This is a genomic window from Calditrichota bacterium (assembly GCA_020637445.1).
Classification (GTDB): Bacteria; Electryoneota; RPQS01; order RPQS01; family RPQS01; genus JABWCQ01.
This window is the reverse complement of record JACJVZ010000001.1, coordinates 1442594-1456818: the sequence shown is the minus strand read 5'-3', so window position 1 is coordinate 1456818 and position 14225 is coordinate 1442594. Positions and strand designations below refer to the sequence as shown.

The window sequence follows — 14225 nt, the reverse complement described above, 5'->3', positions numbered from 1 at the left end:
GAAAATTGAAAAGCGCGGAGACCGAAGTGGTTTTCGCGTCTTTTTTTCTTGATTATTCGGAGGGTTATAAGTAGCTTTTCAGAATGAACAACATGCTGCTTATTTTTGTCGGAGGCGGGCTGGGTGCACTGCTTCGCTATTGGGGATCGGGGATTGTGTACCGGCTGACGTCGCTGGGATTTCCTTACGGAACGGCTGTCGTGAATATCACGGGCTGCTTCGTGATCGGGCTGGTGATGTCGGGACTCGCCGCGCGGTTCGACGACGCGCCGGGGCTAAAGCTGTTTTTGACGATCGGATTGCTGGGAGGATTCACGACCTATTCATCGTTCAGCTACGAGACGATCGCGCTGATTCAAGAGGCGAAAGTCGCGGCCGCGATGACGAACATCGGCGTCACGCTGGTAGGCTGTTTGGCGGGGACGTGGATTGGGCTGGGAGTGGGGAGGGTGCTGGGGTAGCTTGGAAGGATGAAGGATGGCGGAGAAGGATAAAGGATAAGGGATAAAGGATAGCGGAAAAGAGGAAAGAGGAAACACTTCTCATTCGCCGAGCAGGGATTTAGCGCGTCAGCGCGGTTCCCTGCCGGAATCTGGAGAAAATCCCAAATCCCAAATCGAAAATAGCAAATAGCAAATAGCAAAGAGGAAAGAGGAAAGAGGAAAGAGGAAACACTTCTCATTCGCCGAGCTGGGTTAAGCGTAGCGCAACCCGGCCGGAATCTGAGTGTAGGGCGGAAGGCGTTCCGCCCGCGTGAGTGGGAGTTCAATACGTAGTGGCAGGCCTTGGCCTGCTTTTTCATTTTCGAGAACCGCTACTACCGTCGGCCTCTGGCCGTCGCTCTGGGAGTGATGCCCGTCCGCCCCTGCCGGAGGCAGGGAGGTAGTAGGGGAGGGGTGCCGTTTGATGGGCGGTATCGTCTGTTGCAGGGGATCGTCTTCGCCCGGTCAGGGGCTACTAGAACTTACCAGCACGACAAGCTGCTTGCTGACCCTCTGCCCCTCCGATCCTCGTCGAGCCGGAGGCTCGACCTATGGTTAAGGATTCACACTTCAGGCCGGACACGGTTGATCAGTCCTTTGACGCGCGTGTATGTTTAAATACAGCGGCTCGGGATTATCGAAAAACTCAAGATGCTCGCCCACTCTGAATAGATCCTTCACTACGTTCAGGATGACAAAACCGTTTTACATTCTCGATGAACGGGGCGGGTGGGTGCTTGTCAAGCACACGAACCCGCCGCCGCGACTGACAGTCTCGATTTTGCTTAACCGTTTGACCCCCCTTTATCCCCCCGGAGTGCTTGTGAAGCACATGACCGGGGGGAAATTCAGAGCCTTGTTTTTCGGTTTTGAATCTGCGATATTTTAAACGCCGTCCTTTGGGGCGGCGTTTGATTCTTCTCTTAGCGAAATCGTTCCGGCCGGGTTGCGCTTTGCTTGACCCGGCTCGGCGGAGGTTCAGATTCCGGCGGGGAACCGCTACGCTAAATCCCCGCTCGGCGAAACGGGCGGATTGCCATCCGCCCCTACATCATTTCATTTTCTTCATTTGACTTCCCTTCCGCATCTTGGTGAAACATTGGCGCTGCTGACGGCTTTGCTGTGGGCGGTGGCCGTGATCTTGTATAAGAAGTCGGGCGAGACGGTGCATCCGGTGGCGCTGAATCTTTTCAAAAGTACCGTGAGCGGGGTGCTGGTGCTGCTGACGATTCTTGCGATTGAGGGATCGCTCGCCTTTGATATGCCGCGCGGGGATATGCTGTGGCTTTTGGTGAGCGGCGCGATTGGTATTGGGTTGGCCGATACGCTGTTCTTTATGATGCTCAACCGGCTGGGCGCGGCGCTGACCTCAATCATCGACTGTCTCTATAGCCCGACGGTGATTTTGGCCTCCGTGATCTGGTTGGGCGAATCGCTCTCGCTGCTGCAAATTTTTGGCGTGCTCCTGATTGTCTCGGCGGTGCTCGAGGCGGTTTGGGGCGGCGGGAAAGTTCCAAATTCCAAATCCCAAATCGCAACGGAGACGGATTCGCTTGGCAATTCTACCCCCCCTAGCCCCCCCGGAGGACCGGAGGGGAATGCAGAGACCCCCCCTGGCCCCCCCGCTGAAGCGAGGGGGAATGCAATCGGAGTCTTGTGGGGTGTTACGGCGATGGTTTGTATGGCGGTGTCGATTGTGATTATGAAACCGCTGCTCAACAAGCACTCGCTGTTGTGGGTGATCGAGATGCGGCAGATCGGCGGGGTCGCGGCGATTCTGATTACGCTGATGTTTCTGCGAGGTCGACGGGAGATTTTGAAATCGCTGCTCGTGCGAAAAGGGTGGGGGTGGACGCTCAGTGGAACGCTGATGGGGCAATATATCGCGTTGATGGCATGGGTCGCGGGTATCAAATTCACTCAAGCGTCGCAGGCCGCCGCGCTCAATCAGACGAGTAACCTGTTCGTATTTATTCTGGCGGGAGTTTTCTTAAAAGAGAGATTGACCAAGAAGCGGGTGATCGGGATTGTGCTGGCCGTGATCGGGGTGTATTTGGTGACGTTTGGGTAGGTGCGTCGGGCCGGAGGCCCGACCTAGTGGGGGACGCATGCGATCTCGGTTTGCGGGGCAGGTGAAGACACCTGCCGCCGCGACTTGATATGGGTTGATTTTTCGCTTAATTTCCTCCATATTACCCTGTGAACGCACGACCTGCGCCGCCTTCGGGCGGCGCTGTTATTTCCAGCGCAAACAATGATTTATACGCCGTTGCGGGTCTCGAGACCCACAACGGCGAGAAAACAACTTATGACTACTCGGACGCATACTTGCGGGGAACTCCGCAAAATCGATAACGAAAAGACTGTGGTTCTGCAGGGCTGGGTGGCGCGCGCGCGCGACCTTGGCGGGCTGGTGTTTATTGACCTGCGTGACCGCTATGGTAAAACGCAAGTGGTGGTCGAGCCGGAGCAAGGGGACGTGATCAAAATTGCTCATGAGCTGAAGAGCGAGTGGGTGGTTGAGATTCACGGCAAGGTGCGCACGCGTCCCGAGGGGATGATCAACGCCGATCTGCCGACAGGCGAAGTCGAAGTCGTGGCGACCGCGATTGAAGTTTTGAACCGCTGTCCCGAACTGCCGTTCCAAATCGAAACGCAGGACAAGGCGTCCGACGAACTGCGCCTGAAATACCGCTATCTCGATTTGCGGCGCAACGAATTGCAAGAAGTGCTGATGATGCGGCACCGAGTTGCGAATATTGCTCGGCTGCATTTTTCGGAGCAGGGTTTTATTGAAGTGGAAACGCCGTGCTTGGTGAAGAGCACTCCCGAAGGCGCGCGCGACTATCTTGTGCCGTCTCGTGTTTTTCCTCATCAGTTCTACGCGCTGCCGCAATCGCCGCAGATTTACAAACAGATTTTGATGGTCGCGGGTTTCGACAAGTATTTTCAGATCTGCAAATGTTTTCGCGACGAGGATTTGAGAAGCGATCGTCAGCCCGAGTTCACGCAGATCGACGTCGAGATGTCGTTTGCGAACCGCGATATGGTGTTCGAAGTCGTGGAAGGATTGTGGGTAAAGATTCTGCGCGACATCTGGGGCGTGGATCTGCCGATGCCGCTGAAGCGACTGTCGTACAATGAATGTGTTGAAAGCTACGGCTCAGACAAGCCTGATCTTCGCTATGATTTGAAGTTTGAGAACGTCTCGGAGCTTGTAAAGGACACGGAGTTTCGTGTAATTCGCGGAGCGATTGACAACGGCGGAGTTGTGATTGGTCTGCGAGTTCCGGGGCAAGCTGATTTGTCGCGCAAGCAATTTGGTGAAGTGGAAGAGCTTGCCAAGGCTTCGGGGCTGGGCGGAATTTTGCCGATCAAAATTACGGCGGAAGGACTGTCGGGTGTGTTGGTGGGGAAAGTCGATGATGCGGCGCTGGCAAAAATAGTCACGCAACTCAAGGGCGAAACGGGCGACCTGCTCTTGCTTGCAGTCGGCAAGAAGAGCGACGTGCTGAAATCGCTGGGCGTTTTGCGCATCAAACTTGCGGAGCACTTCAAGCTGTTTGATCCCGCCGATCATCGCAAAGTTTCGATGTTCTGGGTCGTGGATTTTCCGCTGTTCGAGCGCGACGAAGAAACGGGTGAAGTGTGGCCCGCGCACCATCCGTTCACCGGATTTCATCCCGACGACGCGCACATGCTCGACACGGAGCCGTGGAACGTCCGCAGCACGTCCTACGACCTCGTGATGAACGGCAATGAACTTTTGTCCGGTTCAATTCGTATTCACGATCCGGTTCAGCAGGCGAAAATCTTCAAGATGTTGGGGATTTCCGACGAAGAGGCAAAGTTGCGGTTCGGCTTCCTCGTGGATGCTCTGAAGTACGGCGCGCCTCCGATGGGTGGATTTGCGTTGGGCTTCGACCGGATGATCATGGTGTTGACAAACCGCCCCATTCGTGACGTTATCGCGTTTCCCAAGACAACCTTGGCCCAGTCACTGATGGACGGTAGCCCCTCGCCAGTCGATCCTAAGCTCTTGACAGATTTGCAGATCGCTCTGCTGCCGGGGAAGTAGACTGCAAAGACGATTGCGCAGTGTTGTGGACAAGCACGGGAAATCCTTAATTCACAACTCCCTAACTAAACTCTCATGCTATGACAAGTTTTACTTTGTGCCCAAGTTCCGTTGACAAGAGGCCTGTTTTTTGTTACATTTAACTGGTGGTCCGAATCGCAAAAGGAATATTAGGGTTAGCGATACCCAAATCGAGTGGATAAGTATCTCGGAAACAGACAGAATGCGTATGTTTTAGGTACCTCCGCCGGGCAATTTCGTCCGACGCGAGGTATTTTTTGTGGATTGAACTACAGGAGGACTTCCGCTGAGTCAACGCTCTATGGCTGCTGAACAGGCCCCGCAGGACTTCATCGAAATAGTCGAACTACCCATTGAAGAAGGAGTCCTGAGGCCACTCTTGGGCCCCAACGACGAGAATCTTCGCTACCTGCAAAGACACATTCCGTCGAAGGTGACGGCGCGCCGCGAAAAAATATTGATCCGCGGCACGCAAGCAGAAAATTTGGAAGCCGTCGAACTGATCATGGAACTCGTCGGCATCACCCGCAAATTGGGACAACTTTCACGCGGCGACATCGACCGCGTGCTGCGCGTGGGAGTTTCCGCGCGCGATATGCAGTCGGATACGGACACTCCGTTTGCGGCGATGTTCCGCAGCGGCGACCGGAGCTTCAATCCGCGCACCGCAGGACAAAACGAATACTGGGAAGCGATCCAGCGCAGCGATTTGACGTTCGCGTTCGGTCCCGCGGGAACGGGCAAGACGTTTATCGCAGTAGTGTGTGCCGTACAGATGTTCCAGCAGGGGAAATTCGACCGGATTATTTTGGTGCGTCCCGTGGTGGAAGCGGGAGAGAGCTTGGGATTTTTGCCGGGCGATGTGCGTGAAAAAGTCGATCCGTATTTCCGGCCGCTGTATGACGCGCTGATGAAGATGATTCCCGGAGACCGTCTGCGTAAACTGCTCGACCGTCAAATTATCGAAATCGCTCCGCTGGCTTATATGCGCGGCCGTACGCTCGACAACGCGTTTCTGATTATGGACGAAGCGCAGAACACGACGGCCGGTCAGATGAAGATGTTTTTGACCCGTATGGGCGAAAATTCGAAGGCTGTCATCACCGGCGACTTAACGCAAATCGACTTGCCGCGCCGCAGTGACAGCGGCTTGCTCGGCATCCAGTATATTCTCGACGGCATTGCCGGCATTGAATTCGTAAAATTGAATAAATCCGACGTCGTCCGCCACCCGCTCGTGGCCCGTATCGTCGGAGCGTATGACCGTTTCCTTCAAGACTCTGCGAGCGCGAGCGGCGACGCAGCCAACGAAACAGGTGAAGATCTCGGCAAGCTGCCCGAACACCGCAGCAAGCCGTCCTCCGCTAATGACTGATCACCCTCCCTCGCGCAGGCGCGTGCGAGGCAAACTCGAGTTTTACTCTGAGATTCCCCGCGCGCGCGTGCGCAAAGACTACGCGATGGCCTGCGCAAGCGTGGCCATGCGCAAAGTTCTACGACCCGTCGGCACAATTCGATTTGTTCTCGTGAACGACCGCAAAATGGCGAAACTCCACCGTGAGTTTCTGAATTTGCGCGGTACGACGGACGTCATTACTTTCAACCTCACCGACCCCGACGCGGCGCTCGAAGGCGAAATCTATATTTGTCTCGATCAAGCACGCAGGCAGGCGAAAGAATACCGTGTGCCGCTCTATGAAGAGATCGCTCGATTGGCGGCCCACGGCGTGCTGCATTTGGCGGGGCTCGACGACCACACGGAACACGGACGCAAGCAGATGCGGCGCGCGGAAGACCACGCATTGAGAGCAGGAGGCACACTGTGATAGACGGCTATCTCTTGTGGAGCTTTGTCGCGTTTTGCGGACTGCTCTTGTTCTCGGCGTTCTTCTCTTCGTCGGAGACGGCGCTGTTTTCTTTGACGCGCTCGCAGATTAGCGAAATACTGAACGGCTCGTCGGAAGACAGCCGCGCACGCGTGTTGGCCAAACTCCTGAAAGACCCGCGCAAGCTCTTGATCTCGCTCTTGACGGGCAATACGATTGTCAATATTTTGGCGGCGACGGTGGCGGCTCTGGCGACGTCGAGACTCGTGGCACATTTTGCGATCAGCGAGTGGGCGGTGTACGTTATTCAGGGCGTCGTCGTCACTCTGGTGATTTTGATCGGCGCGGAGATTCTGCCGAAGTTCGCGGCCGTACGCAATCCGCTGAGTTTCTCATTGGCGATTGCCGCGCCGCTGAATCTGTTGACCATGCTGATGTATCCGATTACGGCTTTGATCACTCCGATCGCGGACGGAATCGCGCGCGGGTTAGGAGTCGAGAAAAAGAAGTTGTGGATTTCGGAAGAAGAGATCAAAACCCTTTTGGAAGTCGGCGAAGAACACGGCGCGCTCGAGAAATCCGAACGCGACATGATTCATTCGATTTTCGAGTTGGGTGAAATCACAGTCCGTGAAATCATGGTGCCGCGCACGGACATGATCGCGATCGAAGTCAAGACTCCGATTTCAAAAGTGCTGGACACCTTGCGCAAGTGCGGACATTCGCGTATTCCTGTGTTTGATGAGCGGGTCGACAACATCATCGGCATTTTGCACGCGAAAGACTTGATGACATTCTATCCGTTCAAGGATGAAGTCGATTTAAGACGTATTATTCGCGCGGCGCATTTCGTGCCCGAAGCGAAAACCGCCGATGAACTTCTGAAACAGTTTCAAGAGCAGCGCGTACACATGTCGATTGCGGTCGATGAATACGGCGGCACGGCGGGACTGGTCACTCTGGAAGACGTGATTGAAGAGATCGTCGGAGAGATTCAAGACGAGCACGACGCGGAACGGGATTTATGGACACGCATCGACGAAAATACGGTGTTGATTGACGCGAAGCTCGACGTGGAAACGGTGAATGAAGTTTTGGACGACGACGTAATTCCGATCGACGACGACTTCGATACGCTGGGCGGATTCTTGCTTTCGGAGATCGGCGATTTTCCGGAAGCGCATACGATTGTGGAATACCACAATTACGAATTTATCATCGAAGAAGTGCGTAAGCACAGATTGGGCCGCGTACGCGTCGTGCGCCGCGAAGCGATATCGGACAACAACGAATGACGATCAAAGAGAGAATCGGTTGGATGCTCTTGTCGTGGCGCAAAAGTGAAGCCGCGAACAGCCGCGTGTCGCTGCCGCGCGTGACTGAAAACGCGCGCAAAGTTTGTGTCGTGCTGCCGGCGAACTTTGACGACTTCGATATTGTGCGCACGATATTGCCGGACATTCTTGCGCGGTTGATGCACGCGCAGACGACGATTTTCGTGCGTGAAAATTTTCGAAGCTGGCTCGTAATTAACGAGTTTTGCGTCGTGAAGAGTTTTGATCCTGTTCACGCAACGCGGTTCGGAATGCCGGATGAACAGACTTTGAAATCCGTAAAATCCGCTGAGTTCGACTTGCTGATTGATCTTTCGGTCAGTCCAGAGCTGTATGTCGCGGGACTCGTGAAGGAAGCGCGGGCGCAAACGAAGATCGCGTTGGCGCATCCGGCGACGTCAAACCTTTATAATCTTTTGGTAGAAAGCACGTCCAACGATAACGGACGGCGCATCATGGCTTTGTTGAATTATTTGTAGAGATCGCGTGAAGCGGAATTTCGAACATACCCCCGAATCTTCACAAGCCGCCGCAGAGTTCGAGCGGCTTGTGCACATTATGGCGGCGCTGCGCGCGCCCGACGGCTGTCCGTGGGACCGCGAGCAGACGCATGAATCGCTGCGGCCTTACCTGATCGAAGAAACGTATGAAGTCCTGGATTCGATAGACCGCAAGGCTTACGGAGAGTTGAAGAAAGAGCTTGGCGACTTGCTGTTGCATATCGTGTTTCATGCGCAGCTTGCTCACGAAGAGAAACTATTCGACATTGCGGGAGTGCTGCATGAGATTAACGAGAAGTTGATTCGCAGGCATCCGCATGTGTTTGGCGACGCGGTTGTTAATTCGACCGACGACGTGAACAAGCAGTGGGAAAAGATTAAGCTCAATGAGACGCACAAGCCGCAGCTTTTGTCGGGTGTGCCAAAGAACCAGCCTGCTTTGAACCGCGCTTACCGTGTGCAGGAGAAAGCCGCGGCGGTGGGATTCGATTGGCCGTCGGATGAACCGGTGTGGAAAAAGATGACCGAAGAGATCGAAGAGTTGAAGCAGGAACTTGCTGAAGGGGACCGCGAGAAGATAGAAGCGGAATTCGGTGATTTGTTGTTTACGATGGTGAATCTCGGAAGAAAGTTGAATATTCATCCTGAAGAAGCTCTGCGCGGCTCGATTCAAAAGTTTACGAACCGGTTCGGACAGATTGAATTGCAACTGAATGAAGAGGGAGTGCCGCTGCATGAAGCGGGGCTGGAAAAGATGGATAAGTTGTGGGACTTGGCGAAAGAGCGCGAGAAAGAGAACGCATGAGTAAGGCCAGAAACAGTATCGGAGATGACCGGTCGCGGTCTTTGGGGTTTGACCGGTTGCGGATTGAAGACGCCTCCAAGGGAGACGCCGAGAACGCGCTCGTCCCGAAAAAAGAGCGTGCGTTTTTGATCGGCATTTGCAAACCGGGGGATAGCTTGACCACGGCGCAGGAGCATTTGGAAGAGCTTGAGATGCTGGCTGAAACTGCGGGCGCGGAGATTGTCGACAAGGAACTGGTCAAACTTAGAAGTATCGATCCCGCTCTCTATATGGGCAAGGGAAAGGCCGCCGAAATTGCGGGGTTGGTGGCAGAGGTGAACGCGGACCTTGTGGTTTTCGACGAAGACCCCGCTCCGGCGCAGGCGAGAAATCTCGAACGCGAATTCAAGACCCGGCTGGTGGACAGGTCGGGACTTATTTTGGATATTTTTGCCAAGCGCGCGCAAACTCGCGAAGCAAAAACGCAGGTGGAGCTTGCGCAACTGAAGTATATGCTGCCGCGCTTGACGGGAGCGTGGACGCACCTTGAACGGCAACGGGGGGGTATCGGCATGCGCGGTCCGGGTGAAACGCAGATCGAAACCGACCGCCGGATTATTCGCTCGCGGATTCGCAAATTGGAAGACGATCTCTCTCATATAGAGAAGCAGCACCGAACGCAGCGCGCGAAACGGCAGGAGGTGTTCAGGTTTTCGCTCGCAGGTTACACCAACGTCGGAAAATCAACACTCATGAATGTTCTGACGTCAGCGGGAGTTTTTGAAGAGAACCTCTTGTTCGCGACGTTAGATTCTACTACGAGAAATCTTCCTCTGGGGCAGGGGATCAAAGCCGTGCTTTCAGATACCGTGGGCTTCATTCGCAAGCTGCCGCCGGGACTTGTGGCGAGTTTTCGCTCGACGTTGGCTGAGATTTCCGAGGCGGACTGCATTGTCCACGTGGTCGACGCGGCCTCGCCGACCTACCGCGAGCAAATGGAAGCAGTGGAGCTAATCTTGGGCGAGATGGGTGTGAGCGACATTCCGGCCATCGAAGTTTTCAACAAGGTTGATGCCTTGGACGATCCGTCGGTCCTGAAGTGGGTGAAAGAGACCAAGCCTGAAGCTGAGCTTATTTCGGCACGGGAAGGAACTGGGCTCGATCTCCTTAGAGAACGGATGCGTCATATCATGGAGCAGGAGAAGGTCCAGCTCGAAATCGAACTTGATCCAGCGAATGGGAAATTATGGCAGGAATTGTACCGGGTGGGGGAAGTTCAAAGTACTGAACCTAAAGGGGATACGGTATTGGTACGGGTGCAGATGGACCGCGTGGAAGCGGGACGGTTGGGGCTGATTGAACGGCCCAAGTCTGATCCGTGGAGACGTGGGATTGTTCCGGGGTCGGATGAGGACGTTGAAAACTCGGAAAAAGAGGCGTAAGTCTCGAAAAAAACGTGTGGGTCGGCAGGGTTTTCTCTCCAATTGTTAGCTTTTGGGGTCCCTTGCGGTTCAGGTTAAGTGCGCTAAGGGGCGTAATATATTAAACTTTCGTTTCTCCGGATTTTTGGCTTAGGAGCTGGAAACCCAGTAGGTTAGGAGAAGTGTATCCCAAAGGGGGTCTTGACAAGACCCCCTTTTCTCATTATATTGCCGCTTCAATTTATTGAACAGAAAGTTTAATATACTTGGAATACAGACCGGTGGAAATCGGAGCACGAATAAGAAACCTCCGACTGGCCCGGAACCTGACCCAAGAAGAGCTGGCCGAGCGCGCTGACTTGACCAAGGGATTTATCTCCCAACTCGAGCGCGACCAGACCAGCATATCGGTAGACAGCTTGATCGGGATTCTAAAAGTTCTCGATATCAAGGTCTCCGACTTCTTCAAAGAGACGCAGCCGGATCAGGTTGTGTTCAACAAGATTGAACGGATCTCGATTGCGGAAACTGGAGCCGAGAGCTTCGAATTGCTGATACCGGGCGGGGCGGACCGGGAAATGGAAGCGGCCTTGGTTACACTGGAGGCCGATCAGCAAACCTACCCGACGCGACCGTATCAAGGAGAAGCGTTCGGGTTCGTGATGTCAGGAACGATTCAGTTGGTATTTGGCAACGACATTTTTTCGGCTTCTTCCGGAGCGAGTTTTTACTTTTCCGGAGAGAAAGAACATTTTATCCGCAATGCCGGAAAACGCACCGCGGAATTTCTCTGGGTTACAACGCCGCCCACTTTTTAAGTAGCGTTGGGTTTTTCACCTTTTCACCTTTTCAGGTAGGAGAACCTGCATTGAAATCTTTGGGACAACAAATTGTGGTCGATTACCACAAGTGTAATCCTGAACTCTTGAACGACGTCGCCGCGGTTAAGCGCGCCATGCGTGAAGCCGCTCTAAAGGCGGGCGCAACGATCGTGACTGAGGCATTTCACTTGTTCAATCCGTACGGTGTGTCCGGCGCAATTATCATCGCCGAGTCGCACCTTGCTATTCACACGTGGCCGGAATTCGGTTACGCGGCCGTGGACCTGTTCACGTGCGGCGACGAAGTCGATCCGGCGGTTGCTTTCGAACATTTGAAGCAAGCGTTGGAAGCCGAAGAATTCACCGCGATGGAGATGAAGCGCGGCATCATGAATTCACACGGTCTCCGTTTCGATTCGCACAAGCCGACCGCGATGATGACGGCGGCGGTAGCGTAAATGATCATAAAGACTCCCGACAAATATTTTCTGGTCAAGGGATTTTCCGAAGGCGATACGGAACTGAACGCGTTCGACAATTCACTGCTTGCCGCAGGAGTTGGGAATGTTAACCTCGTGCGCATGAGTTCGATTCTGCCTCCGGCTGCAAAAGAGATTGCACCGATTCAGCTTCCGTACGGCGCACTTGTTCCGATTGCTTATGCCGACGAAGTAAGTTCGATTCCCGGCGAAACGGTCAGTGCCGGAGTGGCTTTGGGTGTTACGGACGATCCGACTCTGCCGGGTGTAATTATGGAACACCACATGCACGGATCGGAAGAAGAATGCAAGAACATCGTGATCGCCAAAGTCGAGTCGGCTTTTCGCCAAAGAGGGTGGAAGCTGGCTGATTTGAAGTTTGCGGTGGTGTCCGGAAAGGTCGAAAAAAAGGGTGCGGCATTCGCAGGCGTCGTCCTCTGGACCTAACAAGTCAAATTGTATAGAGTATCGGCCTCCTAACAAGGAGGCCGATTTCTTTTTGTTTGGACTCTAAGTTCATAATTTATGTAAATCGAGAATCTTGATAGAGTTGAGATTCTATTGGCCGTTCACTATCTTCTGTCTTCCCCAAGGAGAGACATGGAACTCTGGCTAACTGAAACATACGGACCCATTCGCGGCGGCTGGAAAGCTGGCGGTGTGCTGTACTCGAAGCAGTCGAAGTACCAGCTCGTGGAGATCGTCGAAACAGAGCGTTGGGGCAAGACTTTGGTCCTCGATGGCTGCATGATGACCACGGAAAAAGATGAGTTCGTTTACCACGAGATGCTGACTCACCCGGCGATGGTTTCGCATCCCGCTCCGAAGAGCGTTTGCGTCGTCGGCGGAGGAGACGGAGGGACCGTACGTGAGGTGCTTCGTCATCCGGGAGTGGAGCGCGTGGTGTTGGCGGAAATTGACGGCGACGTGATAGACGTTTGCCGCAAGTACTTTCCGAATCATACGTCCAAACTCGATGATCCGCGAGTGGATATTCAAGTCGGCGACGGCTTCGAATATCTGAAGAACCACGAAGGTGAATTCGATGTGATTTTGTCGGATTCGACGGATCCGATCGGTCCCGGCGAAGTGCTGTTTACGCAAGAATATTTTGGCTTGACGAAGCGCGCACTCAAGGCGGGAGGAGTCCTCGTCACTCAATCGCACAGCCCGTGGGATCCTGACTCAAAACTGCGGACTATTCGAGACGTTTTGCTGCAAAATTATTCGCAAGCTCATTGGTACGGAGCGGTGATTCCGACTTATCCTTACGGGTGGTGGAGTTTCTTTTTTGCGTCGGACAGCGTGCATCCTATCGAGGCCGCAAGCCTCGAACGGATGCAAGAGATCACGCAGTCGTCCAAGTATTATACACCGGCGGTGCATGAAGCGGCGTTTGCCGTTCCCGCCTTTCTCGCGCGTGAATTGGGAGTCGCTTAGTTATCTCCCGTTCAAAACATAAAACCGTTCGTTCCTCCCTTCAAAACTCCGACAACCAGAACTCAAGTTTATATGGGCGCCCAGCAATCGCTGGATGGCGCCCGTTTGGCGTTGTTCGGACTTCCCTATGACGGAACGTGTTCGTTCCGTCCGGGGACGCGCTTTGGTCCGGCGGCCATCCGGAATGTCTCAGACGGGTTAGAAACGTACTGTCCGGTTGCAAATGCTGACTTGGAAGACGTGCAGTTTGCCGATCTGGGTGACTTGATTTTGCCTCCCGGCGATAAAGACGAAACCCTGCAGCTCATTGAACAAGCCGCTGGCGAACTCTATAGCGCCGGGGTAATTCCGGGAGCTCTCGGCGGAGAGCATTTGGTGACGCTGCCGCTCGCAAAAGCGGCGTTTTCGCGGTTTCCGGACATGGTCTTGGTGCAGTTTGACGCACACTTAGACCTACGGGATGACTATCTGGGTACCCGGTTGTCGCATGCGACAGTTCTGCGCAGGATCATGGAGTTTGTGAGTCCGTCACGAATCTTGCAGATTGGTCCGAGGTCGGGACCACGGGAGGAGTTCGAAATAGCAAAAAAATTTGGAACTTACCGTCCAGATACGTGTTCTCCGGCAGATTTGAGTGCATGGGTAGGGAATAGGCCAGTATACGTCACATTAGACTTGGATGTTCTTGATCCTTCAATACTTCCGGGAACCGGTACCCCAGAGCCTGGGGGGGTCACTTTTTCCACGTTGCAAAGCTGGATTATTGCACTTTCTGGCTCACAATGGGTGGGTTGGGATGTAGTTGAGCTATCGCCAGACTACGATCCAACACAAGTATCCTCAGTGGTTTCCTCCAAGATCGTTCGCTCAATGATTCTTGCTTCAACCGCAACTCTTTACTGATTGGCTTGCAATTTGCCACGGCTTTGGCCATAGGCTCGCTCTTGCAATTGCTATAAGCTCTAAAAGAAATAGTGAGATAGACAGTTAAAGCCCAGCGAGGGTCTCTGTCGATTGCGAACTCCCTAAGGAATAAGGA

Annotated in this window: 14 protein-coding genes; all 14 read left to right on the top strand. The window is 53.9% G+C overall.

Annotated elements, in window-relative coordinates; all coding sequences use genetic code 11:
* Positions 1 to 92: 92 nt before the first annotated feature.
* The 14 genes from crcB to speB all read left to right on the top strand — a co-directional run bounded on the left by crcB (position 93) and on the right by speB (position 14089).
* The gene (gene crcB / locus H6507_06110) at positions 93 to 461 is read left to right on the top strand and encodes a fluoride efflux transporter CrcB (GenBank protein ID MCB9368660.1); all 369 of its coding nucleotides are present in this window, start codon (positions 93 to 95) and stop codon (positions 459 to 461) included.
* Positions 462 to 1581: 1120 nt separating this feature from the next.
* Positions 1582 to 2553 carry a DMT family transporter gene (locus tag H6507_06105; protein MCB9368659.1) on the top strand — a complete coding sequence of 324 codons (972 nt, stop codon included), beginning with the start codon at positions 1582 to 1584 and terminating at the stop codon, positions 2551 to 2553.
* Positions 2554 to 2790: 237 nt separating this feature from the next.
* Positions 2791 to 4560: an aspartate--tRNA ligase gene (aspS, locus tag H6507_06100; protein MCB9368658.1), complete on the top strand. Its 1770-nt coding sequence runs from the start codon at positions 2791 to 2793 to the stop codon at positions 4558 to 4560.
* 322 nt (positions 4561 to 4882) lie between these two features.
* Positions 4883 to 5956, top strand: a complete 1074-nt coding sequence (locus H6507_06095) for a PhoH family protein (GenBank protein ID MCB9368657.1) — start codon at positions 4883 to 4885, stop codon at positions 5954 to 5956.
* Entirely contained in the window at positions 5949 to 6407 is a 459-nt protein-coding gene (gene ybeY / locus H6507_06090) for an rRNA maturation RNase YbeY (protein ID MCB9368656.1), read from the top strand. The genes H6507_06095 and ybeY overlap by 8 nt, the downstream gene beginning before the upstream one ends.
* Positions 6404 to 7702 carry an HlyC/CorC family transporter gene (locus H6507_06085; protein ID MCB9368655.1) on the top strand — a complete coding sequence of 433 codons (1299 nt, stop codon included), beginning with the start codon at positions 6404 to 6406 and terminating at the stop codon, positions 7700 to 7702. The genes ybeY and H6507_06085 overlap by 4 nt, the downstream gene beginning before the upstream one ends.
* Positions 7699 to 8220, top strand: coding sequence for a hypothetical protein (locus H6507_06080; protein MCB9368654.1), 522 nt, complete (start codon positions 7699 to 7701; stop codon positions 8218 to 8220). The genes H6507_06085 and H6507_06080 overlap by 4 nt, the downstream gene beginning before the upstream one ends.
* Before the next feature lie 79 nt (positions 8221 to 8299).
* A complete protein-coding gene (gene mazG, locus H6507_06075; protein MCB9368653.1) occupies positions 8300 to 9046 on the top strand; it encodes a nucleoside triphosphate pyrophosphohydrolase in 747 nt (248 codons plus the stop codon).
* Entirely contained in the window at positions 9043 to 10467 is a 1425-nt protein-coding gene (hflX, locus tag H6507_06070; protein MCB9368652.1) for a GTPase HflX, read from the top strand. The genes mazG and hflX overlap by 4 nt, the downstream gene beginning before the upstream one ends.
* Positions 10468 to 10727: 260 nt before the next feature.
* A complete protein-coding gene (locus H6507_06065) occupies positions 10728 to 11264 on the top strand; it encodes a helix-turn-helix transcriptional regulator (GenBank protein ID MCB9368651.1) in 537 nt (178 codons plus the stop codon).
* Positions 11265 to 11314: 50 nt separating this feature from the next.
* A complete protein-coding gene (gene speD, locus H6507_06060; GenBank protein MCB9368650.1) occupies positions 11315 to 11725 on the top strand; it encodes an adenosylmethionine decarboxylase in 411 nt (136 codons plus the stop codon).
* A complete protein-coding gene (locus H6507_06055; protein MCB9368649.1) occupies positions 11726 to 12193 on the top strand; it encodes an arginine decarboxylase, pyruvoyl-dependent in 468 nt (155 codons plus the stop codon).
* A gap of 153 nt (positions 12194 to 12346) precedes the next feature.
* Positions 12347 to 13186, top strand: coding sequence for a polyamine aminopropyltransferase (gene speE, locus H6507_06050; GenBank protein MCB9368648.1), 840 nt, complete (start codon positions 12347 to 12349; stop codon positions 13184 to 13186).
* A 72-nt stretch (positions 13187 to 13258) separates the two neighbouring features.
* Complete coding sequence (speB, locus tag H6507_06045; GenBank protein ID MCB9368647.1) at positions 13259 to 14089, top strand: agmatinase; 831 nt, start codon at positions 13259 to 13261, stop codon at positions 14087 to 14089.
* The last annotated feature ends 136 nt before the right edge of the window (positions 14090 to 14225 follow it).